At 71.3% G+C, this 25,504-nt stretch carries 19 protein-coding genes and 1 tRNA gene; 5 read left to right on the forward strand and 15 right to left on the reverse strand.

The window, feature by feature from the left end; genetic code table 11:
- Positions 1 to 42: 42 nt before the first annotated feature.
- Together AB0D18_RS03400 and AB0D18_RS03405 are read left to right on the forward strand one after the other, a co-directional pair.
- Positions 43 to 645: a winged helix-turn-helix domain-containing protein gene (locus AB0D18_RS03400; protein ID WP_362411895.1), complete on the forward strand. Its 603-nt coding sequence runs from the start codon at positions 43 to 45 to the stop codon at positions 643 to 645.
- Positions 646 to 758: 113 nt separating this feature from the next.
- A complete protein-coding gene (locus AB0D18_RS03405) occupies positions 759 to 1,010 on the forward strand; it encodes a hypothetical protein (protein ID WP_362411897.1) in 252 nt (83 codons plus the stop codon).
- Positions 1,011 to 1,171: 161 nt separating this feature from the next.
- Here AB0D18_RS03405 and AB0D18_RS03410 read toward each other — a convergent pair whose 3' ends face one another.
- The 4 genes from AB0D18_RS03410 to AB0D18_RS03425 all read right to left on the reverse strand — a co-directional run bounded on the left by AB0D18_RS03410 (position 1,172) and on the right by AB0D18_RS03425 (position 6,986).
- Positions 1,172 to 1,996, reverse strand: coding sequence for a hypothetical protein (locus AB0D18_RS03410; RefSeq protein WP_362411899.1), 825 nt, complete (start codon positions 1,994 to 1,996; stop codon positions 1,172 to 1,174).
- Positions 1,997 to 2,134: 138 nt separating this feature from the next.
- Complete coding sequence (locus AB0D18_RS03415; RefSeq protein ID WP_362411902.1) at positions 2,135 to 2,776, reverse strand: helix-turn-helix domain-containing protein; 642 nt, start codon at positions 2,774 to 2,776, stop codon at positions 2,135 to 2,137.
- Positions 2,777 to 3,444: 668 nt separating this feature from the next.
- A complete protein-coding gene (locus AB0D18_RS03420) occupies positions 3,445 to 5,226 on the reverse strand; it encodes a DEAD/DEAH box helicase (protein WP_362411904.1) in 1,782 nt (593 codons plus the stop codon).
- Between the two features lie 341 nt (positions 5,227 to 5,567).
- Complete coding sequence (locus AB0D18_RS03425; protein ID WP_362412174.1) at positions 5,568 to 6,986, reverse strand: MFS transporter; 1,419 nt, start codon at positions 6,984 to 6,986, stop codon at positions 5,568 to 5,570.
- A 229-nt stretch (positions 6,987 to 7,215) separates the two neighbouring features.
- On the opposite strand from AB0D18_RS03425, the gene AB0D18_RS03430 reads away from it, so the two are divergent.
- Together AB0D18_RS03430 and AB0D18_RS03435 are read left to right on the forward strand one after the other, a co-directional pair.
- A complete protein-coding gene (locus AB0D18_RS03430; protein ID WP_362411907.1) occupies positions 7,216 to 8,082 on the forward strand; it encodes an alpha/beta hydrolase in 867 nt (288 codons plus the stop codon).
- A 124-nt stretch (positions 8,083 to 8,206) separates the two neighbouring features.
- A tRNA-Cys gene (locus AB0D18_RS03435) sits at positions 8,207 to 8,281 on the forward strand.
- Positions 8,282 to 8,406: 125 nt separating this feature from the next.
- Here the strand turns inward: AB0D18_RS03435 and AB0D18_RS03440 are convergent.
- The 10 genes from AB0D18_RS03440 to AB0D18_RS03485 all read right to left on the reverse strand — a co-directional run bounded on the left by AB0D18_RS03440 (position 8,407) and on the right by AB0D18_RS03485 (position 21,805).
- Positions 8,407 to 9,501 (reverse strand): lactonase family protein, encoded by a 1,095-nt coding sequence (locus AB0D18_RS03440; protein WP_362411909.1) that lies wholly within the window; start codon positions 9,499 to 9,501, stop codon positions 8,407 to 8,409.
- A gap of 536 nt (positions 9,502 to 10,037) precedes the next feature.
- Complete coding sequence (locus AB0D18_RS03445; protein ID WP_362411912.1) at positions 10,038 to 12,341, reverse strand: xanthine dehydrogenase family protein molybdopterin-binding subunit; 2,304 nt, start codon at positions 12,339 to 12,341, stop codon at positions 10,038 to 10,040.
- Positions 12,338 to 14,467 carry a 2Fe-2S iron-sulfur cluster-binding protein gene (locus AB0D18_RS03450; RefSeq protein WP_362411915.1) on the reverse strand — a complete coding sequence of 710 codons (2,130 nt, stop codon included), beginning with the start codon at positions 14,465 to 14,467 and terminating at the stop codon, positions 12,338 to 12,340. The genes AB0D18_RS03445 and AB0D18_RS03450 overlap by 4 nt, the downstream gene beginning before the upstream one ends.
- Entirely contained in the window at positions 14,464 to 15,357 is an 894-nt protein-coding gene (locus AB0D18_RS03455) for an FAD binding domain-containing protein (RefSeq protein ID WP_362411918.1), read from the reverse strand. The genes AB0D18_RS03450 and AB0D18_RS03455 overlap by 4 nt, the downstream gene beginning before the upstream one ends.
- Positions 15,358 to 15,648: 291 nt before the next feature.
- On the reverse strand, positions 15,649 to 17,280 hold the full coding sequence (locus tag AB0D18_RS03460; protein ID WP_362412176.1) for a beta-N-acetylhexosaminidase: 1,632 nt from the start codon (positions 17,278 to 17,280) through the stop codon (positions 15,649 to 15,651).
- Positions 17,281 to 17,306: 26 nt separating this feature from the next.
- Positions 17,307 to 18,176, reverse strand: a complete 870-nt coding sequence (locus AB0D18_RS03465; RefSeq protein ID WP_362411921.1) for a carbohydrate ABC transporter permease — start codon at positions 18,174 to 18,176, stop codon at positions 17,307 to 17,309.
- Positions 18,173 to 19,087 (reverse strand): sugar ABC transporter permease, encoded by a 915-nt coding sequence (locus AB0D18_RS03470; protein WP_362412179.1) that lies wholly within the window; start codon positions 19,085 to 19,087, stop codon positions 18,173 to 18,175. The genes AB0D18_RS03465 and AB0D18_RS03470 overlap by 4 nt, the downstream gene beginning before the upstream one ends.
- 202 nt (positions 19,088 to 19,289) lie before the next feature.
- The gene (locus AB0D18_RS03475) at positions 19,290 to 20,600 is read right to left on the reverse strand and encodes an extracellular solute-binding protein (protein WP_362411923.1); all 1,311 of its coding nucleotides are present in this window, start codon (positions 20,598 to 20,600) and stop codon (positions 19,290 to 19,292) included.
- A gap of 274 nt (positions 20,601 to 20,874) precedes the next feature.
- Positions 20,875 to 21,174, reverse strand: coding sequence for a DUF3039 domain-containing protein (locus AB0D18_RS03480; RefSeq protein WP_185031735.1), 300 nt, complete (start codon positions 21,172 to 21,174; stop codon positions 20,875 to 20,877).
- 73 nt (positions 21,175 to 21,247) lie between these two features.
- Positions 21,248 to 21,805 carry a YqgE/AlgH family protein gene (locus AB0D18_RS03485; protein ID WP_362411926.1) on the reverse strand — a complete coding sequence of 186 codons (558 nt, stop codon included), beginning with the start codon at positions 21,803 to 21,805 and terminating at the stop codon, positions 21,248 to 21,250.
- A gap of 265 nt (positions 21,806 to 22,070) precedes the next feature.
- Here AB0D18_RS03485 and murA point away from each other — a divergent pair, with 265 nt between their 5' ends.
- Entirely contained in the window at positions 22,071 to 23,411 is a 1,341-nt protein-coding gene (gene murA, locus AB0D18_RS03490) for a UDP-N-acetylglucosamine 1-carboxyvinyltransferase (RefSeq protein WP_362411929.1), read from the forward strand.
- 86 nt (positions 23,412 to 23,497) lie between these two features.
- Here murA and AB0D18_RS03495 read toward each other — a convergent pair whose 3' ends face one another.
- A complete protein-coding gene (locus AB0D18_RS03495; protein ID WP_362411932.1) occupies positions 23,498 to 24,958 on the reverse strand; it encodes a hypothetical protein in 1,461 nt (486 codons plus the stop codon).
- Between the last annotated feature and the right edge of the window lie 546 nt (positions 24,959 to 25,504).

The following is a 25,504-nucleotide window of genomic DNA, read 5'->3' on the forward strand; positions in this document are numbered from 1 at the left end:
AGAACCCTTGCAACTGAGTCTTTGCAACTTTACGGTGGGGGCATGCCCGAAGACGACGCACCTTTGGCCCCGCAGGATTCGGTACGGAAGGTCCACGAGCTCGACGCACGCACACTGCGCGGGCTCGCCCATCCGATACGTATCCAACTCCTGCGCGCACTGAGGGACTTCGGGCCCGCCACCGCCTCCCAACTGGGGGAGCGCCTGGGCGAGTCGAGCGGCGCGACCAGCTACCACCTGCGCCAACTGGCGGCATACGGCTTCGTGGAGGACGCCCCGGAGCGCGGCAAGGGCCGTGAGCGCTGGTGGCAGTCCACCCACCACGGAACCCGCTACGACGGCTCACTGGCCGACAGCCCCGACCCGGTGCTGCGCGGCGCCTCGGACCTCCTCATGCATGAGCACGCCAACAACCACACCCAGGACCTGAGCACCTGGCTCGGCACCTCACGCGACTGGCCGGACGAATGGCGGCAGACCTCCACCCTGAGCGACTACACCATGCCGCTGACGCCGGAACTGGCCAATGAACTCAGCAGCCGCATCGAAGAGTTGATCGAAAGCTACCGCCCCAAGGGCGAGGGTGCGGCGGGCAGCGAGAAGTACCGCTTCCACCTGCACGGCTTCCCCCTGCCCAAGGGCTGACGCACCCCGCCTCACGCACCCCCCGCCTCACACACCTCGCCTCACGCACACCCCGCGCAACGCAGCACCCCTCCCCCAGGTACGACGAAGACCTACCGAGAGGAAGCACTGCCATGCACTCCGACATGTTCCGCCACCTGCACGCCGCCCGCTCCGCGGAACTGCAGCAGCAGGCCGCCGTTCAACGCCGGGCCCGCTCGGTGGAACGCAAGGGCACGCCCCGCCACGCCATCCGCATCCAACTGGGCTGGACACTCGTCGACTTGGGCCTGCGCCTCGTCCGTACGACCGGCGCTGCCACCGCCGTCACCTCCACCGCCTCCTCCGCCGGCGAGCATCGGTTCCGTACCGCAGGCGCCTCGTGAGCGGTACGAGACAGCTCGCCGGCGGTGCGAGACCGGCTGGCCGGCGCCCGCTCGGCGCACTCCTCACCGCCCCACCATCTCCACCATCGGCAACTCACTAGCAGGCAAGGACGCCGGTGCGGCAGCGGGCGCGGGCGCCGGAACAATTGCGGCAGGCTCTGTCAGCAGCTCGGGACCTTCCCCGTCCCGCCCGGCTTCCCCAGCTCCCTGAGCGCGGTCACCGCCCCGTCGAGGGTGCTCACGGGAACCAGGCGCATCCCGGCCGGCAGGCCGGTCTTCGCCTGCGAGCACTCGTCCTTCGGTACGAGGAAGACGGTCGCGCCGTCCTCCCTGGCCCCCTTGATCTTCAGGGGTACGCCACCGACCTGGCCGACGGTTCCGTCCGCGTCGATGGTCCCCGTACCGGCGATGTCGCGGCCGCCCGTCAGGTCGCCGCCCGCGCCGTTGCCGTCGATCTTGTCGATGATGCCGAGCGTGAAGAGGAGCCCTGCACTGGGGCCGCCGACGTCGGCAAGGTGAAGGTCGACCTTGGCATCCTTGCCCCGGACGTCCTTGCCCTTCTCGCCGAGGTAGCCGAGCGCGGCGGAGACGGCACTGTTCTGCGACTTGAGCATCTCCCCCTTGTTGTACTCGGCGATCTCCTCGTCGTCGCCGCCGGTCGGGTAGACGACGTCGTGCGGCATGACGGCCCGGTCGTCGCGGAACCAGGCGTCGGCCAGCTCGCCGACCCGGTGGTCGATGGACGGGCCGGTCGCCACGATGGTCGTCATCCGCAGCTTCCCGGTGGTCTCCCGGGTCGGCACGCCGGTCACGCTGATAACCGGCCGGCCCTCGCTGTCCTTGCCCAGGACGTCGGTGGCCGACCCGGGCTGGGCCACCGCGAACGGCAGCGGCGCCAGGGCGGCCACCCCGAGCAGTGCGACGACGGGCAGGGCGCAGACGGCGAGACGGCTGTTGCGGGAGAGCCGAGAGAGAAGAGGGAGCACTCCCCCAATCTAACGGCCACCTCCGCACGTCCCGGCGTCCCACCGGGGCGCGCCCCTGCTGCCGCCGGTGGGTACCCCCTGCCGTCACCGGGGCGCGCCTCTGCTTCCACTGGCCTGCCCCTGCTGCCGCGCCCGCCCTCAGCGCAGCGCGTCCGCGACCTCCTTGGCCGCGTCGACCACCCGGGGCCCGACCCGCTCCGGCACCGAGTCCGACAGCATCACGACGCCCACGCTGCCCTCCACCCCGGTGACCCCTATCAGCGGGGCGGCGGCCCCGCTCGCACCGGCCTCCAGCTCGCCGTGGGTGAGCGTGTACCCGGGCTCGGTCAGTACGTTCTGCCGCGCGCTCAGGATCGCCCGGCCTGCGGCGCCCCGGTCGAGCGGATGTCGGAAGCCCGCCCGGTAGGCCACGTGGTAGTCCGTCCAGGTCGGCTCGACCACCGCGACGGCGAGGGCCTCCGCGCCGTCGACGAGGGTGAGGTGGGCCGTCGCCCCGATGTCCTCGGCGAGGGACCTGAGCGCGGGCAGCGCGGCCTCCCGTACCAAGGGGTGGACCTGCCGTCCCAGCCGCAGCACCCCGAGCCCGACCCGGGCGCGACCGCCCAGGTCCCGGCGTACGAGCGCGTGCTGTTCGAGCGTGGCGAGCAGCCGGTAGACGACGGTGCGGTTGACGCCGAGTTTGTTGGACAACTCGGTGACCGTCAGTCCGTGGTCGGTATCGGCGAGCAGCTTGAGGACCCGCAGTCCTCGGTCGAGCGTCTGGGAAGTCTCCGCGGTCACGACGCCCACTCCTCTGTGGTGAGTGCGGGCGGTCCTCTTGCGCATCGTGCACATCACCGGTCCCGTCGGCGACGCGCGCAGAGGCCGCCGGCAGGCCATGGCACCGGCTGCGCTCCGGGGCGGCACTGCCACGGGGCGTTATGCGTTGCGGGAAAGGTAGCGATCCAGTCCGCTCAGCGGAAGACCTCGTCCAGAATCCGGGCGCCGGAAGGGAGTTGATCCTTTTGAGGACCTCCCCCGGCCCTCGGGACCAAAGTCACGACGGGGCGGGACTTTTGGGCATTTCCCCGCGCCGACCGGCACCCTCGTGTGACAGGGATGCCGGGGGCCGACCGGGGGCCGCTCGTGGGGTCGCCCCTCGGACCGATCCCTTCCGCGCGGCACGGACAGGCCCCCTCGGACCGATCCCATCCTCGCGGAACAGACGGGGCGGGACCCGGAACACGCACAGATCCGGAACACGCACAGATCCGGATCCCGCCCTCAGCCGTACCCGGGCCCACGGGACTCACTGGACCCGCCGGGCCTACCTGTCGGACCCACCCGCCGGGCTCACTCCGCCGGGCTCACTCCGCCGGGCTCCGGGCCCCGGGACCGCAGCCTGTGCGGAGCTGCCTCAGCGTGCTGGGGTGCCCGCCCCGCCCCGCCCCGCTCCGTCCCTCGGATGCTCACCGCATCCGGGTGGCCCACTCCTGCACCTTCTTGATCCGCTCCTTGAGCTGCCCGGCCGTCGCCTCGGCGCTCGGCGGCCCGCCGCAGACCCGCCGCAGTTCGGTGTGGATGACACCGTGCGGCTTGCCGCTCTGGTGGACGTACGCCCCGACCATCGTGTTCAGCGACTTGCGCAGTTCGAGCAGCTGCTTGTGGGTGACGACCGGCCGGGCCTCGGCGGCCTTCTCCAGCAGGTCGGCCTCAGAAGCCGGCTTCTGGCGACTGTGCGCGATCTGCCGGGTCTGCCGCTTCTGCAGCAGCAGCTGGACCTGGTCCGGCTCAAGCAGCCCGGGGATCCCCAGGTAGTCCTGCTCCTCCTCGCTGCCCGGGTGCGCCTGCATCCCGAACTCGGCGCCGTCGTACAGCACCCGGTCGAAGACCGCGTCGGACTCCAGCGCCTCGAACGGCAACTGGTCCTCGGTCTCCTCGTCCTCCAGCCGCTCCGCGTCGGCGAGGAGCTTGTCCTCCTCGGAGAACGGGTTCTCCTCCTCGCTGCCCTTCTTGGGCTTGTCGAGGACGTGGTCCCGCTCGACCTCCATCTCGTTCGCGAAGTCGAGCAGCATCGGGATCGTCGGCACGAACACCGAAGCCGTCTCGCCCCTGCGCCGGGAACGCACGAAACGCCCGACGGCCTGCGCGAAGAACAGCGGGGTCGAGATCGTCGTCGCGTACACGCCGACCGCGAGGCGCGGCACGTCGACGCCCTCCGACACCATGCGCACCGCGACCATCCAGCGGGATTCGTCCGCCGCGAACTGGTCGATCTTCTTCGACGCCGCCTTCTCGTCGGAGAGGACGACGGTGGCCTTCTGCCCGGTGACCCTCTTCAGGATCTTGGCGTACTCACGGGCCGAGTCCTGGTCGGTGGCGATGACGAGGCCGCCGGCGTCCGGGATGCCCTTCCTGACCTCGGTGAGCCGCTTGTCGGCGGCGGCCAGCACGTTCGGGATCCACTCGCCGGTGGGTGCGAGCGCCGTCCGCCAGGCCTGCCCGATCGCGTCCTTGGTCATCGGCTCGCCCAGCCGTGCCGCGATCTCGTCACCGGCCTTGGTGCGCCACCGCATGTTGCCGCTGTAGCTGAGGAAGATCACGGGCCGGACGACGCCGTCGGCCAATGCATTCCCGTAGCCGTAGGTGTAGTCGGCCGAGGACCGCCGGATCCCGTCGTTCCCCTCCTCGTACGCCACGAAGGGAATCGGGTTGGTGTCGGACCGGAAGGGCGTACCGGTCAGGGCCAGCCGGCGGGTCGCCGGGTCGAACGCCTCCTGGCAGGCCTCGCCCCACGACTTCGAGTCACCGGCGTGGTGGATCTCGTCGAGGATCACCAGCGTCTTGCGCTGCTCGCACCGGTTGCGGTGCAGCATCGGCCGCACGCCGACACCCGCGTACGTCACCGCGACACCGTGGTACTCCTTGCTGAGCGGCCCCGCGCTGTACTCCGGGTCGAGCTTGATCCCTATCCGGGCGGCGGCTTCCGCCCACTGCTTCTTCAGATGCTCTGTGGGGGCGACCACCGTGATCTGCTGGACCACATGGTGGTGCAGCAGCCACGAGGCGAGCGTCAGCGCGAAGGTCGTCTTGCCGGCACCGGGCGTCGCCACCGCGAGGAAGTCGCGCGGCTGGTCCTGGATGTACTTCTCCAGCGCCCCCTGCTGCCAGGCTCGCAGCTTGTTGGCGGTGCCCCAGGGGGCACGGCCGGGGAAGGCGGGTGAGAGGTGGTGGGAGGCGGTAGTAGTCACGGTCTCCGGTCGCAGCGTCGGGTACGTGGCGGCTGTCGCGGAGTGTGACCGGGGCACGGCCCGGTCCCGTACGACAACCGGGCCACCTTACCGGCGCCCCGACCGGAACGCGTGGTGAGCACGTCCGGCCGGGCCATGGTTGGGACTCAACTCACAGTCCTCACACGGACCTCGCACGGGTCTCATGACGGTCCTTGCACGGGCTGGCACGGGTCTCATGACGGGCCTTGCACAGGTCTCATGACGGGCCTCACACGGACCTCACACGGAACCTCCGGGGCCTGTCCCGAAGCTGCCGCAGGGTCTCCTCGGGATCCCCCGAGGAGACCGCCGCGACGGCACTACGCCTCCCGCTCCCGCAGCCGCGTAGCCACCCAGGCCCCCACCAGCGCCACGCACGCCATCGGCAGGAACACCGCCGCGAACGCCGTCGGGTGGGAGCCACCGCCCGTACCCGCGACCGTCGAGTGCGCCGCGACCGTGCCGCCGCCCAGGGCCGCGAAGACCGCGCCGCCGATCGCCAGCAGCATCACGTTGGACAGGCCGTCGGAGATCTGGAGGGCGGCCGAGTTGGTGCCCGCCTCCTCGGGGGCGGAGAGCTTCAGCAGCAGGACGCTGGTCGCGGCGATGACCATGCCCATTCCGAAGCAGCCGAAGCCCCACGCGACGCCGACCACCCACACCGGCACGGACGGGATCAGCACGGTCGGCACCACCGCGATGGCCGCCGCCACCAGGACCATGCCGAGGGAGACCAGCCGCTCCCGGTACGGCTCCATGCGCGGGCGCGACTGGACGAACGAGCCGAACGCCCAGGTCGCTCCGCCGACCGCGAGCGACAGTCCCGCCATGGTCGGCGAAAGTCCCCGCTCGGTGACCAGCATCAGCGGTACGAACGACTCCGCCGCGATGAACGAACCTGCCGCGATCCCTCGCAGCAGCACCACCGACGGCAGTCCGCGCGCCGCCCGGTACGTGCCCCTGGGCAGCAGCCCGAGCACCGCAGGCACCAGCAGGGCCACGCCCACCGCAGCGGGCAGCAGCGACAGCCACCGCAGGTCCTGGCCCGCGTACTGGAGGAGCCCGGCGCCCAGCGAGATCCCCAGCGCCAGCCGGAGCTGCTTGCGCTCGAAGGGCAAAACCGGTGCCTCCGGGTCGGCGGGACCGGCGGCCATCCGCCGTATCGCCGGCAGGGCGAGCACCAGCGGGAAGACCACCAGGGCCGGGATGCCGACGAACACCCAGCGCCAGCCGAGGCTCTCCGTGATCGCCCCGGACGCGAGCGGTCCGACCACCGACGGGACCACCCAGCTCGCCGCGAACGCCGCCAGGATCGCCGGGCGCAGCTGCTCCGGATAGGCGCGGCTGATCACCACGTACAGCGCGACGATCACCAGCCCGCCGCCGAGCCCCTGGACGGCCCGGCCGAGGATGAACAGCATCATCGTGCTCGCCGTCCCCGACAGCAGCAGGCCGGCGGCGAAGGCGACGATCCCCGTGGTCAGCGGCGCGAGAGGGCCCCGCCGGTCGGCCCACTGACCGGACAGCACCATCGCGAAGAGGCTGGTGGTGAAGTACGCCGAGAACGCGAAGGCGTACAGGGGGATGCCGTGCAGTTCGCGTGCGGCGACCGGCATCGCCGTACCGACCGCCGTCGCTTCGAAGGCGATCAGCAGGACGACCGAGACGATGCCGATGCTCAGCGCCCGGTGCCTCTTGCCCAGCACCCCCTCGGGGGAGGGCGGGGGTTCGGCGGACATCTCGGTCGGTGCGACATCGGCGTCGCGGGGCCCCAGGGCGGTCATAGGCTCAGAGTAAGGTCCGTACCCGGGGTTGAACCCTGTCTCCGGGCGGTACCGGTCTCCGCCCTTGGTCGTACGACCGGTGCGCGATCCGGTGCACGACCGCTGACGGTTCGGCGTACAAGCAGGGCACGACCGATACGCGATGAAACCGGTGCCGCGGCCAGGACGGGGCAGGTGTACCGCCATGCCGCGCTACCGCTCGTACGACGATGCCGCACTCTCCTACCGAGTGCTCGGCCCCTCCGCCAGCGTCCCCCTCGTCTGCCTGTCGGGCGGCCCCGGCCGGGACGCCGCCCACTTGGGGAACCTGGGCGGCCTCGACCGCACCTACCGCCTCCTGATCCCCGACTCCCGCGGCACGGGCGGCTCGCCGCCGGCCGCCGACCCGGACCGCTACGCCTTCCCCGCACTCGCCCAGGACCTCGAATCGTTGCGCGCGCACCTCGGCCTGGAGCGCTTCGCCCTGCTGGCGCACGACGCGGCTGCCGCCACCGCGCAGTCGTACGCCGCCGCCCATCCCGAGCGGCTGAGCCATCTGGTCCTCGTCTGCCCCGAGGGCCGCATCCAGGGCGTACGGGACGAACTCCCCGACGACACACGGGAGATCTTCGAGTCGCGCCGAGCCGAGCAGTGGTGGCCGGACGCCTCGGACGCCGTGCGGCACCTCGCCACGGTCTCCGAACCGGAGGAGGTCCGCACGCTGCTGGCGCGGGCGGCCCCGATGGCCTACGCCAGGTGGGACGCCCCGCAGCGCACCCATGCGGCGGCGGAGCCCGCCCAGCTCAGCCAGGTCCCCCGGACGGGCTTCCATCAGGGCGTGGACGACCCGGCCCGGCGGGCCGTCCTGGCGAACCTGCGAGAGGTGCCCTGTCCGGTGCTGGTGGTGACCGGCGAACTGGACACGATCACAGGCGTACTCGTGGGGGAAACGGTCGCGGCTTCCTTTCCCCGGGGCGAATGGCGGAGGCTTCCTGGAGTGGGCCACTATCCGTGGGTGGACGATCCCGACCTTTTCCGGGCAGCGGTGACCTCGTTCCTCGGAGCGCTCTGAAGGACGACTCGAAGAGCCCTCTGTGAACGGGGTGTGGCAGTCCCATTGCGGCACCCCCAGGGCCTTGAACGGGGCCCAATTCCGTTCTACCGTTCTGGAGTTGTCAAAGAACGAACAAGCACACGGCCGTGTGCCCGAATGGCTCAGGGGCTCGCCTGCAAAGCGAGTTACGTCGGTTCGATTCCGATCACGGCCTCCATGAGCAGTCTCTTTCGCGCCGCCTGCGGCACCGCCTCCACTCCTTCTCCGTTCCGCGAATTCTGCGTACGGAAAAGATTAGGCGCTGCCACTGACAATCGGCTGTCCGCGCATCAAATCCCCTGCTCAGAGCGGCAGTACGCACACCGGAAGCGGCGCGGCGAGCGCCGGTCCCGCCGAGGTGAGCCGCCCCGTTCCCCGGTCCACGCGGAAGGTCGTCACCGACCCCGACTTCTGGTTCGCGGCGAACAGCAGCGTGCCCGACGGGTCGAGCGTGATGTACCGCGGGTACGAGCCGCCGGACGGTGTCACCGACCGGAGCCGCAACCGTGCGCCGCCACGGCCGACGGAGAAGACGGCGATGCTGTTGTGGCCGCGGTTGGAGACGTACACATGGCGTCCGTCGGGCGAAACGACCACTCCGGCCGGGTAGTTGCGCTCGGCAGGTTCTGTCCCCGGCGGAAGTGTGGCCTGCGGTTCTCCCGGCTTCAGCGCGCCGGTGCGCGGGTCGTATCCGCAGACCACCAGCGTGTTGTCGAGCTCGTTGACGAGGTACGCGTACCTCCCCGAGGGGTGGAAGGCCAGGTGCCGCGGCCCGGCACCGGGGCGCGTCGCCGCCCGCCCCACCTCCCGGAGTTGCCCCTTCCGCTCGTCCAGGCGGTACGTGTGCACGGCGTCGGTGCCGAGGTCGACGGCGAGGACGTGGCGGCCGGCCGGATCCGTGACCACCATGTGCGCGTGCGGCCCCTTCTGCCGCTCCGGGTCGGGCCCGGAGCCGGTGTGCCGGACGAGGTCGGTGGCGTCGCCCAGCGTGCCGTCGCGTCCGATGGGATGGACGGCGATGCTGCCGCCCGTGTAGTTGGCGCTGAGCAGGAACTTTCCGCCGGGGTGCACCGACGCGTGGCACGGATCGGCGCCGCCAGTGGGTCGGCTGCCCAGCACCTCCGGAGGCCGGCCCGTCCTCAACCGGGCGGCGGTGACGGCCCCTTCCACCTGCTCGTTGACGGCGTACAGCGTCCGCCGGTCCGGCGAGAGCGTGAGGTACGAGGGGTTCACGACCCCGTCGAGCACTCCGGTCGTGGCGATCTCGCCACTGCTCTGACGGTACGAAGCGAGGCCGATGCCGGTGCCGCCGCCCGGATTCGTGGTGTACGTGCCGAGGTAGGCGGCTCGTGTCCCTGCCGGAGCCGTTGCCGCGGCCGAGCTCCCGGGCAGCGCCACCGCGGCGATCCCCGCACCTGCGAGAACGCCGAATGCGCGGCGGCTCAGGCCTGCTTGATCACCCCGGCCACCCCATTCACGCCGGCCACCCCATTCACCCCGACCACCCCATCCACCCCGGTCACCCGCAGTCGCCTCTTGCATCCCGCCTGCCTCACGTGCCCCGCGCGTTGCGCCCATGGAATCCCACCCGCCTCTTGAGTCCCACCCGCCAGTCGTGTTGCGCCCCGAATGGTGGCCTGGGCCGTCGTACGGGGGCAAGAGGGCGCGCCCCGGGGCCCGGCCGACAGGCGGAGATCCTCGATTGTCAGACCCGGATGCCACACTCTTTTCCACTCGCAGAATTCGCGTGCGCGAGTGATGCGGGTGAGTCGCCGAGACGACCAGTTCCTTGTGAACTGCATAGAGATGCCTGACTGCTTCGGGCGCCCCAGGCTCCCGGGATGCGGTCCGGGTGTCAGGATTCCTGGGTGCCAGGATTCCCGGGTGGCAGGATTCCGCAGCGGCGGGACTCCCGGGCATCGGGATTCCCGGTGTCAGGGGTTGCTGACCGCCGCCTGCGGCCTGATCGGCAGCCTGTTGATCGGGCGCCCGGTGGCCGCCCGTACCGCCGAGGCGACCGCCGCGGGCGAGGTGACGACCGGTACCGCGCTCGCCGGCTTGGCGCCGAAGGGGGCGACCACGTCGCGCTCCTCGACGAGCTTGACGATGCGGATGTCCGGGGCGTCCAGGGCCGTCGGCAGGGCGTAGTGCGTCAGGTCGGGGTGGCGGACCAGGCCGCGCGAGGTGCGGAGGTTCTCCGTCAGGGCGGCGCCGACGCCCTGGGTGACACCGGCCTCGATACGGGCGGCGAGCTGTGCCGGATTGAGGATGCGGCCGACGTCCTGCGCGACCGCCATCTCCACGACCCGGATCGAGCCCAGTTCGATGTCGACGTCCACGACCGCGCGGACGGCGCAGAAGGCGAGTCCGACGAAAGCGTCGCCCTGCCCGCTCTCGTCCAGGGGCTCGGTGGGGTGCGGGCGGCACTGGGCGGTGGCCCACAGTTCCTTGCCGTCCATGGCCTCGGTGACGGTGGTGCTCAGGACGCCGTCGTACGAGGTGATCTTGCCGTCGGCGATGGAGAGCAGTTCGGTGGACATGCCGAACTTGTGCGCCAGCGGCTGGAGAAGCTGGGTGCGGACCATCTTCGCGGCCCGCTCGACCGCGCCGCCCGAGACCCAGGTGTGGCGGCCGTGGGTGGCCGGTCCTGCCGGGGGCTGGTCGGTGTCGACGGAGGCGACGTGCACCTCGTCGATGCCCAGGGTCTCCTGGACGATCTGCCGGGCCAGCGTCGTGAAGCCCTGGCCGGTCTCGACGGCCGCGCAGATCACGGTGGCGACGCCGTCGTGGACCTTCACGGTGGCGGTGGATACCTCGTCGGTGCCTTCGGCGCCGAGCATGTGCACCATGCCCAGGGCGTAGCCGACGCCGCGGCGCACGGCGCTGGGTTCGCCCGCACCCTCGGGGCCGCCGGGCAGCAGCCAGCCCTCCTCCGGGGAGTCCTTGGGGAGGGTGGGCAGCGGGAAGTCCCGTACGGCGCGCAGGAGTTCGGCCACCGGGGCCGGGCATGTGACGGTCTGGCCGGTGGGCAGGAGGTCACCGGTGGCCAGCACGTTGCGCATGCGCAACTCGGCGGGTTCCAGGCCGAGTTTGGCGGCGAGCTTGTCCATCTGGCCCTCGTACGCGGCGCAGACCTGGAGTGCGCCCTCGCCCCGGACGTGGCCGGACGGGGGGTTGTTGGTACGGACGGCCCAGCCCTCGATGAAGGCGTGCGGGACGACGTAGGGGCCGCACGCGAAGGAGACGGCGGCGGCGAGGGACTCGGAGGAGGCGTCGGCGTACGCACCGGCGTCGAGCAGGATCTGCGCCTCAACCTTGACCAGGCGGCCCTCGGCGTCCGCGTGGTGGCGGTAGCGCAGCAGGGTCGGGTGGCGGTGGGCGTGGCCGAGGAAGGACTCCTCGCGGGTCGCGGCGAGCTTGACCGGGCAGCCCGTACGCAACGCCAGGAGGCCGAGCGGGAGTTGGAAGCCCGCGTCCTCGCGGTCGCCGGTGGCGCCGGGCACGCCGGTGACGACGATCTTCACGCGCTCGCGCTCCAGGCCGAAGCTGGCGGCGGCCAGGTCGCGGTCGGTGTGCGGATCGGTGGAGGCGGTGTAGATCTCGACGCCGCCGTCCGGGCGGGGTACGGCAAGGCCGGCCTCGGCACCGATGGGGGCCGGGTCCTGGCGGCCGATCCGGTAGAGGCCCTCGACGACGACCTCGCCGGTGATCTCGGGGTCGCCGAAGCTGAGCGGGATGTGCCGGATCAGGTTGCCGTCGGGGTGCAGCGGCTCGGCGGCAAAGGCCTTCTCCGGGTCGGTGACCGGTTCGAGGACCTCGTACTCGACGGCGATCGCGGCAGCCGCCAGCCGGGCGGTGTCGGGGTGGTCGGCGGCGACGGCGGCGATCGGTTCGCCGTGGTGGCGGGCCAGGTCGGAGGCGAACACCGGGCGGTCGACGATCTTGCGCCCGTAGTGCGGGTCACCGGGGATGTCGGCATGGGTGACCACGGCGCGGACGCCCGGCATCGCGGCCGCGGCGCTGGTGTCGACGGAGAGGATGCGGGCGTGCGCGTGCGGGGAGCGCAGGATCGCGGCCCACAGCAGGCCCTCGGCCCACAGGTCGGCCGCGTAGGGGAAGGTGCCCTCGGTCTTGGCGCGCGCGTCGGACGCCGGGAGCGAGGCGCCGATGCCGTGGGCGGGCGGTTCCTGCTGCGTGCCGCCGACCGCTGCGGTCGCGGTGGCCGCGTCGTTGCTCACGCCATGCCTCCGTCGTGCGGGTGCTGAAAGGTGTGCTGGGCGCTGCCCGCGCCGGGGGGCGCCTGGTGCGGGATGCGGGCCTCGTCAGTGGTGTGGCCGGTGGTTGCGGCCTCGGCGCTCGCCTCGCGCTCGGTGACGACCTCGCGGACGGCTTCGAGTACGCCCCGGTAGCCGGAGCAGCGGCAGAGGTTGCCGCAGAGGGCCTGCCGGGTCTCCAGCTCGGTCGGCGCGTGGTTGCCTTCGAGCAGGTCGTGGACGGTCATCGCCATGCCGGGGATGCAGAAGCCGCACTGCACGGCACCGCAGTTGGCCAGGGCTCGCTGGACGTCGGAGGCCTCGCCGTCGGTGGCCAGTCCTTCGACCGTACGGACCTCGGAGCCGGCGGTCGTGGCGGCGGGCACCAGGCAGGAGGCGACGAGCCGGCCGTCGACCTGGACGGCGCAGGCGCCGCACTCTCCCTGGGAGCAGCCGTCCTTGGCTCCGGCGAGGCCGAGGCGTTCGCGCAGCACGTAGAGGAGCGACTCGCCGATCCAGGCTTCGGTGACGGGCCGGTCGGCACCGTTGACCCGCAGCACGTAGGAGGCGTGCGGGTGTTCGCTGGGCTCGTTGTGGAAGAAGTGGGCGGGCTCGTGCGGGGCGGCGTAGGACGGTTCGATACCGGCTTCCGGGGCGTGCCCGGGGACGGGGTCCGTGCCGGGGACGGGGTCCGTGCCGGAGGCAAGGTCCGTGCCGGAGGCAAGGTCCGTGCCGGAGGCAAGGTCCGTGCCGGAGGCAATGTCCGTGCCGGAGGCAATGTCCGTGCCGGAGGCAATGTCCGTGCCGGAGGCAATGTCCGTGCCGGGGACGAGGCCCGTGCCGGGTACGGCCGTGGCTCCGGCTTCCGGTGCGCCGGCCTCTGCTGCTCCGGCTTCCGCTGCTCCGGCCTCCGCTGCTGTGCTCAGCTCGGCGGCCGCGTCGGACCCGTCGGGCTCGGCCTCGGAAGCTGCGTCGGCGTCCCCTTCGGCCGGGAAGTCGTCGCCGGGCGGGGTGTCCCCTGCCGGGGCGTCCGTGGCCTGCGGGACCTCGGTGGTTTCGACTGCCTCGGGTGCCCCAGTTGCCACAGGTGCAACAGAGGCCTCGGCGGCGGGGTCCGGCTCCGTGACCTCCGGGCTCTCGTCGGCCGGGTCGGCTCCTACGACCGCTGAGGCATCGGCCTCTGCAACGGCCTCGGCCTCGGCCTCGGCCTCAGATGCTTCCTCGGCGTCGAAGGTGGGCGCGGGCTCGGCGGGCCCGTCGACCGTCGGCTCCTGCGGCACTCCGGCGGTCGGAGCACCGACGGTCGGAGCACCGGCGTGCCGCATTCCGGGGATTGCCCAGGGGGCGGGGGCACCGCCCGGCAGGGTCGCCGGAGCCCCCGGGGCGTGCCAGGGCGCCGCCGATGCGGCAGGGAACTCGCCGGAATCGTCCGGGGCTTCCTCGTCGGCGGACGGCATCGCCCACTGCCCGGTGGGCAGGCCGGAGTCCGGACCGAGGGGGCCCGCGGGGTCAACAGCCGGGGCGGTGTCGAGGGCCTCGGTGAAGTTCCACTGGCTGGTGGCGCCCGCGTCGTGGCCCGCGACCGGCCAGCCCGCCGACGGCCCGTGGGACTGCGGCTGGTGCGACGGATGCGGCTGGTGGGGCTGATGTGCCTGGTACGACGACGCCTCGTGCGACTGCAATGGCGACTGCGCCTGCCCGTGCCCCTGCGCCTGCCCGTGCCCGTGCCCCTGCCCCTGCCCCCCATGAGACGGGAACGGCTGCTGCTGCGGCTCGTGGAACTGCGGCTGGAAGGCCTGCGGGTCCTGGTGCAGGTGGACGTTCCAGGTTCCGGTCTCCAGGGGAGCCGTGATGTGCGGCGGTACGTAGTCGTGGCCGGGCGCGGCGAGCGGGTCGCCGGTTCCGGAGAAGTCCAGCCCCTCGGGGAGTTGGACGAACGCCGTGGCGTCGGCGTCGTACTCACCGCTCTGCGGCGTCGGCAGCCAGCCGGCCGACGCCGGGCCGACGGCCGGTTCGGCCTCGTGTCGGTTCCCCGCGTGGTCAGCGTTCCCCAGGTGGTCGGGGTGGTCAGCGTTCCCCAGGTGGTCGGGGTGCTCGGTGTTGTCGGTCACGAGAGTGCCCTCCCCAGTGCTCGTCGGGCCAGCGCGGCGACCGTGCGCCGCAGGTGCAGTACGGCGGGGGGCAGCGACTGCGGCTCTTCCCCCTCGGCCGGCTCGGGCGGGTCCGGGATGCACGCGGCGGCGACGTACTCGCCGAAGGCCTCGCAGGCTTCCGGTGCGAGCCGGCGCTCGCCGTCCCAGTCGATCAGCGACGCGATCCAGGCCTCGGCCTCCAGCGGGCGCAGCGGCATCTGTGCGATGGCGCCCACCGCACAGCGCACTCCGCGTCGCGCCGGGTCGAGGACCAGGGCGACGGATGCCGTCGCGCGGCCGGGGCCGGTGCGTCCGGTGGCCTTGAAGAAGACCTGCGGGGCGTGCAGCAGCGGGATGCGTACGAAGGCGATGAGCTCGCCCGGCTCCAGCATCGCGCGGCCCGCGAGGAGGTGGGACACGGGGATGTCGCGCTGTCCGCCGGGGCCCGCGACCACCAGGGTCGCTTCGAGTGCGGCCAGCACCGGCAGGGAGTCGCCGGTCGGGGCGGCGGTAACGATGTTGCCGCCGAGCGTCCCGGCGTTGCGGATCTGCGGCGGGCCCGCCGCGCGGGCGGCGGCGGCGAGTGCTGGGATGAGCGCCGCGAAGTCGGGGCGGCCCATGCGGGCGTGGGTGAGGCCGGCGCCGAGGAGGGCGTGCCCGTCCTGGTACTGCCAGCCGCGGATCTCGCTGATCCGGCCGAGGCCGACGAGTCCGGAGGGCCTGAGGTGCCCGGAGTTCACGGCGGCCATCAAGTCGGTGCCGCCCGCGACGGGCACGGCGGCGGGCATGGCGGTGAGCGCCGCCACGGCCTCGTCGATCGAGGCAGGCAGCGTCACGGACTGCGCCGCCTGCGGTGCGTGCGTGGTCAACCCAGCTGCCCCTTCCCGGTGTCCCGCCTTGTTGCGCCGTACGGTACGTGCTCCCGGCCCGGACGTGGCAACTCTGGCACATCTTCGGATCCGTCCGACGCGAGGGTCCACCATGGGACTTCTGGCACGAGTCGGGGCATGAATCCGCTTTCGTCCCCTGTTCCCGAAATCTGCGAAATCCCGGAAATCCGCGAAATCGTGGAAATCGTGGAAATCAACGACATGCGGGCGCCCCGGCCCCGGGAAGCGGTCCCGGGGCCGGGGCGGCGCGTGCAGATCTCACCCACCGGCTCACACGTTTGGGGGCGCCCCCTCGATCGGGCGTCCGATCACCCCGGGTCGCTGCTGGTGCGGCAGCGGCCCGCCCGGCGGGCGGTAGTCGACGCCGAGGGCGTCGAGCCGGCCGTAGTGGGCGGTCATTCGCGACTCGAAAGCAGCGAAGTCCCGTGCGGCGGGGGCGGGCAGGGCCGACCAGGCGACCTCGGCGAAGGCGGCGAGGCGGGGAAAGACCTGGTAGTCGAGGCGGCTGCGGTTCTCGATGACCTCGGTCCAGACGTTGGCCTGGGTGCCCAGGACGTGCCGGGCCTCGTCCTCGGTGAGCTCCGGCGGTACGGGCTCGAACCGGTAGACGTCCTCCAGCGTGCTGACGTACCCGATGGGCACCGGCTCGTCGGGGCCGCCGTGCTGACGGTGGTCCAGATACACCTGCTGCTCGGGGCACATGACGACGTCGTGTCCCGCCTTGGCGGCGGCGATGCCGCCCGCGTATCCCCGCCAGGAGGAGACCGCGGCGCCGGGGGCGAGGCCGCCCTCCAGAATCTCGTCCCAGCCGATCAGGCGGCGGCCGCGGGCGGTGAGCCAGCTGTCGAAGTGCCGGACGAACCACGACTGGAGCTCGTCCTCGCCCGCCAGGCCGAGTTCCTCGATGCGGGCCTGCGCGGCCGGGGACTTCTGCCACTGGTCCTTGGGGGCCTCGTCGCCGCCGATGTGCACGAAGCGGGACGGGAAGAGGTCGAGGACCTCCTCGAAGACCTCTTCGTAGAAACGCAGTACATGTTTCGCCGGGGCGAGGATGTTGGGGTTGACGCCCCAGGTGTCCCAGACGCCGAGCGAAGTCGTGTCGACGACGTCGGTGTTGCCGAGTTCCGGGTAGGCGGCGATGGCTGCCTGGGAGTGGCCCGGGATGTCGATCTCGGGGACGACGGTGATGTGCCGGGCGGCGGCGTACGCGACGATCTCGCGGATGTCGTCCTGGGTGTAGAAGCCGCCGTGCGGGGTGTCGTTCCACAACTCGGACGCCCGGTGGCCCCACTTGGTGCGGGGCCGCCAGGACCCGACCTCGGTGAGGCGGGGGTGGCGCTTGATCTCGATGCGCCAGCCCTGGTCGTCGGTGAGGTGGAGGTGGAAGACGTTCAGCTTGTGCGCGGCGAGCAGGTCGAGGTAGCGCAGGACGTCGTTCTTCGGCAGGAAGTGCCGGGCCACGTCGAGCATCAGGCCGCGCCAGCCGAAGCGGGGCTCGTCGTCGATGACCTGGTGCGGTACGCCCCACCGCTTCGTGTCCGCCGATACGGGCGCGCTGCGGAAGGCCTCGGGGCCGAGGAGTTGACGCAGGGTCTGGGCCGCCCAGAAGAGACCTGCTTCGGTGCCGCCCCGCAGTTCTACGCCCCTGCCGTCGACCACGCTGATCCGGTACGCCTCCGCCGCCAGGGTGGGGTCGAGCAGCAGCCGTACCGCCGCGCCGCCGGAGTCCGCGGCAGGCGCCAGCGGGAGGCCCAGCGCGGGGCCGAGCGTGCCGCGCAGCCACCGCGCGGTGGACTCCGTACCGGTTCCCGCGTGCAGGGCGGACGTCTCGTCCAGCCACTCCGTGCCCGGGTGGGGGCCGTCCACGGCCGCCGGGGCCGGAATCAGGTTCGTCACGTCCATCAGTCCCATCAGTCCCATCAATCCCATCAGTCCTTGACCGCTCCGCCCAGTCCCGAGACCAGGCGCCGCTGTACGAGTACGAAGAAGACGAGCACCGGGACGGTCATCACCGTCGACGCGGCCATGATCCCTCCCCAGTCGTTCTCGTCGGGTTTGAAGAAGACCAGCAGCGCCATCGGCAGCGTCGACTGCGAGGTGTCGCTGATGATGAAGGTCTTCGCGAACAGGAAGTCGTTCCAGGTCGAGATGAACGAGAAGACGCTCGTCGCCACCAGCCCCGGGAAGACCAGCGGGAAGAGGATCTGCCACAGGAAGCGCGACCGCGAAGCCCCGTCGATGTACGCCGCCTCCTCCAGCGCCTCCGGCACCGCCTTCACGAACCCCCGCAGCATCCACACCGCGAACGGCAGCGAGAAGGCGAGGTGCGGCAGGATCAGCGCGCCCAGCGTGTTGAGCTGCCCGAAGTCCCGCATCAGGAAGAACAGCGGGATGCTCAAGGCCTCCACCGGCACCATCTGCGCCACCAGGAACATGATCAGCAGCGTGGTGCGGAACTTGAACCGGAAGCGGGTCACCGCCGTCGCCGCCAGGAACGCGATCAGCGCCGAGAGCACCACCACGGACCCCGCAACCAGCAGGCTGTTGAGGAAGTAGCGGCCGAAGTCCTGCTGTTCGAAGACCCGCCGGAAGGAGTCCAGGGACGGCGCCAGCGTCCAGGGCCTGGCCTCCGTGGACTGGATCTCCCCGGCCGGCTTGAAGGCGGAGAGCACCATCCAGTAGAGCGGGAAGGCGACCACGACGGCGATCAGCAGCGCGGCCGCCTCCGCCGCGAGCCGCCACGGCCGGCGTATCCGAAATCGGGACCGGGAGCGCCCGGCCGTACCAAGAGCACTCACAGCTCTTCCCCCTGACGTCGCATGAGCCGCAGGTACACGAGCGTCACCGCCAGCAGGATCAGCAGCATCACCACCCCGATCGCCGAGCCGAGGCTGTACTGCGAGGAGGCGAAGGCCTGTTGGTAGGCGTACACGTTCAGCACCAGGTTCTGACCGGCGATTCCGCCGCCGTTGGTCATGACGTAGATCTGGGTGAAGACCTTGAAGTCCCAAATGATCGACTGAATGGTGACGACCACCAGGATCGGCCGCAGCATCGGCGCCATCACGGACCGCCAGATCCGCCACTGCGAGGCCCCGTCCAGCGCCGCCGCCTCCAGCACCTCCCCCGGGATCGCCCGGATCCCGGCGTACACCGTGACCATCACGAACGGGAAGGAGCACCACACCACTTCGAGCAGTACGAGCGCGAAGGCGCTGAAGCGGCCGTACGTCCAGGAGTAGTCGCCGAGCCCGAGCAGCCGGTTGACCGGCCCGAAGTCGGGGTCGAAGAGGAACACCCAGACGGTGGAGCCGGTGACCGCGGGCGTCGCCCACGCCCCGAGCGCCGCCATCATCAGCGCGAGCCGGGGCAGCGCCCGTACCCGCGTCAGCAGCACGGCCAGCGCGCAGCCGACCGCGAGCGTGGTGACCACACAGGCCGCGGCGAAGCCGACGGTTGCGGCGAGCACCTGCCAGAACTGCTCGTCGGCGAAGAGGTCGGTGTAGTTGCCCAGCCCCCGGAAGGAGGTCGGCTCACCGCCGCTGACCTGGGCCTGGGTGTATTCCAGGAACGAGATCAGGCCGAGTTGGTAGATCGGGTAGAGGAGGAGGGCTGCGAGGACGACGAGTGCGGGGGCGAGGTAGAACCAGGGCGTCCAGCCGCCCCTGGCGCTCGGCGAGACGCCCTTGCCGCGCCGCGGGGGCTTCACCGGAGCCGCGCCCTCCGCCCGGGGTGCGGGTTCACGGGTCTTCAGCGGTACGGAGCTCACGCCGCCACCTCGCGAGCCGCACAGATCTCACAGATCTCACGGGTCTCACGGATCTCACGGATCTTCAGAGGTACGGAGCGCACCCCGACGCACCCCCGTGCCTGTACGGCTCCGGCTACGGCTACGTGTACGTGTACGTGACTCACTTCGCCGACGCCCCGAACGCCGCGTCCATCTTCTTCGCCGCCTCGTCGGAGGCCGCCGCCACGTCCTTCTTGCCGCTGACGATCTGCTGGAACATCGTCGGCAGTACGAGCGAAGCGTCGATCTTGCCCCAACCGGGTGACGCGGGAACGAACTTGGTCCCTGCGGCGAGCGTCTTCACGAACGGCGCCACGTACGGCTGCCTCTTCGCCGCCGCCGCGCGCACGTCCCCGTACGTCGGCAGGAAGCCCATCGCGTCGAAGAGCTCGCCCTGTGTCTTCTTCGCCGTCAGGGACTTCATCAGGTCGACGGCGAGCGTGCGGTGCGAGCTGCTCTTCAGGACGCCGATGTTGTTGCCGCCGGCGAAGGCGGGCGCCACCGAGCCCTTCTCGATGCCTGGCAGCGGCACCACCGCGTACTTGCCCTTCACCTTGCCCGCCTCGACGGCCGCATGGCTGAAGTCGCCGCCGATCGCCATCGCCGCCTTGCCCGCGGCGAACGCCGTGATGGTGTCGTTGCCGCCCATCTCGGCGCACTTGGCGGCGGGGCAGTTGTCGTCGCCGAAGAGCGAGGTGTACGCGGTGATGCCCTTGCGGGAGGCCTCGCTGTTGATGGCCGACTTGTACGAGGAGCCGCTGCCGGTGGCGAGTTCGCCGCCGTTGGCCCAGACGAACGGCATCGCCCCGTAGGTGTACGCACCGCCGACCGCGAGTCCGTACATCTCCGGCTCCGCCTTGTGCAGCGCCTTCGCTGCGGTGATCAACTCAGCCTGGGTGGTGGGTACTTGGACCCCGGCGTCCTTCAGTACGTCCGTACGGTAGTACAGCGCGCGCACCCCCACGAAGAGCGGCGCCCCGTACACCTTGCCGTCGACGGTGACGGACTGCCTGGCCGTCGGGTCGGTGTCCTTCGCCTCGTTCCACGCCGCGAACTCGGTGCTGACGTCGGCGAGTCCGCCGTCCTTGACGTATCCGGCGGTGTCGGTGTTGCCGTACTCGACGAGGTCCGGGGCGCTCTTCGGGTCGTTGAAGGCGGCCTTGATGCGCTGGGCGCGGGTGTCGACGGGTATGTACTCGACCTCGACCTTCGCGCCCGCATGGGCCTTCTCGAAGGCTTCGACGGCGCGCCCGACGACCTGCTCCTTGGGCTTGTTGGCGACCTCCTGGAACAGCCAGACGCGGAGCGTGCCGCTCTTCTCGTCCCCCTTGGCGCCGCCGCCTGAGGTCTGCGGGGCGCAGGCGGAGGCGGCCAGGACGGACGAGAGGACAAGTGCCGCTGCGGGCAGGGAAGTTCGGGCGATGCGCTTCATGTACGTGAACCCCTGTCGAGTGAGCGCACGTTGCACCATGTGCAACGAGCGTTTCGTACTGCACAACACAACAGGCAGGAGACTAGAGCGCGCCCTCACTGCGGACAAGACCCGCACGCGAAGCCGCACCAGGAGTGCCCGGACGGGCACACGAAAACGGCCCCCGCCGCACGCCGAAGCGCACCGCGGGGGCCGTCCCCGAAATCAGCCGAACAGGAAGGACCCGAACCGGAAGGACCCGAACCAGAAGGATCTGAACCAGAAAGGCTACTTCCTACTTCTTGTCGCCCTTGCCGTCCTTACCGCCCTTGCCACCCTTGTCGCCGAGAGACTCGAAGATCTCCTTGCACATCGGGCAGACGGGGTACTTCTTCGGGTCGCGCCCCGGCACCCACACCTTGCCGCAGAGCGCCACGACGGGAGTGCCCTCCAGGGCACTCGCCATGATCTTGTCCTTCTGGACGTAGTGGGCGTACCGCTCGTGGTCCCCGTCGCCACGCGACGTCTGCGGAACCGGCTCTACAAGGGTCCCCGTACCTGCCCCGCGCTCGGGCTCGGGCTCAAGAGTGCTCATACGAGCCAAGGGTACAAGGCCCCTCACGCCCCAGACCTTCCCAGTTCGGCGAGGATCGTCCGGATACTTCGCACTAGTTCAGCGAAGGATCGTCCGGATACGTCGCGATCATCGCCAGCCCGCTCCGCTGCCTGCGCAGCACCGCCCGCCACAGCCCCTCCGGCTCCGGCGAGGACACGTCCCCAGGCTCGGACTCCACCACGTACCAGGCCCCGTCGGTCAGCTCGTCCTCCAGCTGACCCGGGCCCCACCCCGCGTATCCGGCGAAGATCCGCAGCGAGCCGAGGGCGGCGGCCAGCAGCTCCGGCGGCGCGTCCAGGTCCACCAGCCCGATCGCGCCGTGCACCCGCCGCCACCCCATGGGATCGGCTCCGGGCACCACCGCCACGCCGAGCGCCGAGTCCATCGACACGGGTCCGCCCCGGAAAACCACGCCGGGCGCACCGGCCAGTTCCGCCCACGGGGCGAGGATCTGGTCGACGCCCACCGCCGTCGGCCGGTTCAGCACCACGCCGAGCGAACCCGCGTCGTCATGGTCGATCAGCAGTACGACCGCACGGTCGAAGTTCGGGTCTGCGAGTGCCGGGGTCGCCACCAGCAGCCGCCCTGTGAGCGAGGACACCTCCGTCATGTGCCACATGATCCCGCAGATTCGCTCTCCGCGGGGAGTCCGTGACAGCCGGAAAAGGTCCGCAGCTCAGGGCGCACAGCAGCAGCGGGAGCGCGCGGCGCGCAGCACAAGCGGACCGTAACCCTCCGGTGATGACCCCCGAACAGAGTGTGTTGTGGCGAATTCATGACGTACGTCCACCCCGTTCGCACACGCTGAACCGGGGCATCGGCCCATTACCCTTTCCTCTTGGCCCCCTGTCCGACGATGACGGAACGCGAGATACATGACCGGCACAGACGATGTACTGCTTGTCCACGGCGGCACCCCGCTGGAGGGCGAGATCCGCGTCCGCGGCGCCAAGAACCTCGTACCCAAGGCGATGGTCGCGGCGCTCCTCGGCAGCGGTCCGAGCAGACTGCGCAATGTGCCCGACATCCGCGACGTGCGTGTCGTACGCGGGCTGCTCCAGCTGCACGGGGTGACGGTCCGCCCCGGCGACGAGCCGGGCGAGCTGATCATGGACCCGTCGCACGTCGAGTCCGCGAACGTCGCCGACATCGACGCGCACGCGGGCTCTTCGCGCATCCCGATCCTGTTCTGCGGCCCGCTGCTGCACCGTCTGGGCCACGCGTTCATCCCGGGTCTCGGCGGCTGCGACATCGGCGGCCGGCCGATCGACTTCCACTTCGAGGTGCTGCGCAAGTTCGGCGCGACCATCGAGAAGCGGGAGGACGGCCAGTATCTGGAGGCCCCGCAGCGGCTGCGCGGCTGCAAGATCACCCTCCCGTACCCGTCGGTCGGCTCCACCGAGCAGGTGCTGCTCACCGCCGTACTCGCCGAGGGCGTCACCGAGCTGTCGAACGCGGCCGTCGAGCCCGAGATCGAAGACCTGATCTGCGTCCTGCAGAAAATGGGCGCGATCATCTCGATGGACACCGACCGCACCATCCGCGTCACCGGCGTCGACCGGCTGGACGGCTACACGCATCGTGCGATCCCGGACCGCCTCGAAGCGGCTTCCTGGGCGTCCGCGGCGCTGGCCACCGAGGGCGACATCTACGTGCGCGGCGCCCAGCAGCGCTCGATGATGACCTTCCTCAACACCTACCGCAAGGTCGGCGGCGCCTTCGAGATCGACGACGAGGGCATCCGCTTCTGGCACCCGGGCGGCGCGCTCAAGTCGATCGCCCTGGAGACGGACGTCCACCCGGGCTTCCAGACCGACTGGCAGCAGCCGCTGGTCGTGGCGTTGACGCAGGCCACCGGCCTGTCGATCGTCCACGAGACGGTCTACGAGTCGCGCCTGGGCTTCACCTCCGCGCTCAACCAGATGGGCGCGCAGATCCAGCTCTACCGCGAGTGCCTGGGCGGCTCCAACTGCCGCTTCGGCCAGCGCAACTTCCTGCACTCGGCGGTCGTCTCGGGCCCGACCAAGCTGCAGGGCGCCGACCTGGTCATCCCCGACCTGCGCGGCGGCTTCTCGTACCTGATCGCGGCCCTCGCCGCCCAGGGCACGAGCCGCGTGCACGGCATCGACCTGATCAACCGCGGCTACGAGAACTTCATGGAGAAGCTCGAAAAGCTCGGCGCGAAGGTCGAACTGCCGGGCGGCGCGCTCGTCTAGCACTTGCGTTTCCTGTACGTCCCCGGGGGCGGCCACCGTACATACGGTGGCCGCCCCCGGCGCGTGGAGCGCCTCGCTGCTCCGAATCAGCGCACGTCACTCACGTCCGTGCCCGGCAGTTGCAGCCTGCCGCGCGTCTCGTAGCTGCACCCGGTGTACGTGTAGCCCGCCTGGATTCGCTGCCCGTACGCCGAGTTGTTCTTCCGCCCGTTGTCCGCCGCCTTGTAGAGCAGGTGGTACGTGCCGGCCGGGAGCAGCAGCCTGCCCTTCGGGTACGATTTTCGGCCATCCTTGCAGGCCTTCCCGCTCGCGGCCTGCTTGCTCGGGTACGCGGTGCAGCCCGCGCAGCCCGGGATCGTGACGCTCCCGGTGATCGGCCCGGTGTAGAGGATGACGGTCGCCGTCGGCGCGTCGTTGCTGACGACGACGGGCATCCGGTCCCCGCCGGGCGTCCCCGTCGGCGGCAGCCGGTCGCCCGCGGCCGGCCGTTCGGCGGCGATCTCCGCGGCGATGGCGATGGTGCGGGCGCGGGCCGCGTTGCCGCTCTCCTTGTACGTGGCGGCGAAGTCCGCCATCGTCGTACGGGCCGCCGAGAACCGCCGGTCCCGGAACTGGTCGAGGCCGCAGGACCAGACGCCCGACTCGACCGCCCCGTTCGCGTCGTTGCGCAGGGTGGTGGCCGCGGCTCCCGGGAGCCCGTCGGCGGTGGTGCCGATCTTCCGCAGTTCCTCGGTGACCGGGCAGGGATCGCTGCCGCTCAGCGCCTTCGTACGGTCAACGATCCGGGCCCGTATGCCTGGCTCGACCTTCCCGGCCTGCTCGGAGTCGGGGAACGTCCGCATCAGCTCGCCGAGTTCGCCACCCGAGGCGGAGGCCACTCCCAGCCCCCGCATCCCGCACTCGTACAGCGAAACGGCGAGCGGCCGGTCCGGCCACCCCGCCAGCTTACCGAGCACCGCCTTGTCGATCCGTCCGGGAACGGTCCGCAGATACTTCAACGGCCGCACTGCTGCGCAGTGTTCACCCTGTCCGTACGGGGCGGAGACCGCTTTGTAGTACGCGTCGAGCCGGTCGGGCACGAGCTTCGCCGCCCTCGACTCCCCGTGCTCATCGACAAGTTCCCGGTATCCGCCAAGAGCCGCCCGGTAGTCCGCCTCCCCTGCCGCGAAGCTACGTTCCTTCGCCCGCGCCACGACCCGGTCTGCCTCGGCAAGCCGCCCGAGCAGCATCTTCTCGACAGCCTCGTGCTGCGCGCCGCGGTACACCACCACCCCACCCGCGGGCACGGCCAGCAGCACCACTCCGAGCATCACGGCCAGATACGGCCGCACCGGCAGCGGCCGCCGCGCCCGGAGCCCCCGCCGCGCCCCGTCGAGAGCGGCCAGCACCAGCAGTACGGCATACCCGACGACGAGCCACCCCGACGTCCCGTCCACATCGGCCGGCAGCACAAGCACCAGCAGCGCGGCGGTGGCCGCCAGGCACATGCCGGCCGGCACCCACTGCCGCAGCAGCACATATCCCAGCCCGAGCCCGGAAAGGTTCAACAGCCCGGCCCCGGCGGCCCGCGCACCATCGGCCTCCGGCGGCGGCCCGACGGTCGGCGGCCGCGCCGGCGGTGGAGGAGGCAGCGGAGGCGGAGGCGGCATTGGCGGCGGCCCCCCGAAAGCTCCGCCACCCGGCCCGTACCCGGGAGGCGGGGACGAAGACGACGGCATCCCGAAAGCCCCCTCCGGCCGGCCCTGTTGAGCCGGGGGTCCGGATGGGCCGGGCCGGCCCTGCTGAGCCGAGGGCCCGGACGGACCAGGCCGGCCCTGCTCGGCCGAGGGCCCGGACGGGCCGGGCTGACTCTGCTGGGCCGACGGGCCCGATTCGCCCAACTGACCATGCACGACGGTCCGTTCGGGCTGATCCCGCAGCCGGTCCTGCGGCTCCCGCGGATCCCGCGTCCCCGGCCGGTCCTGCGGTTCACGCGGATCGCGCCGTCCGAGCCGGTCCTGCGGCTCCCGTGGATCCTGCCCGCCGTCTGCCCCCATTGCCGCCCCCCGTACTAGCGCGTCGCTCGGGTGCGTGGGCGAGACTCACCGGCAGTA

Source organism: Streptomyces sp. NPDC048442 (genome assembly GCF_040651475.1).
GTDB lineage: Bacteria > Actinomycetota > Actinomycetes > Streptomycetales > Streptomycetaceae > Streptomyces.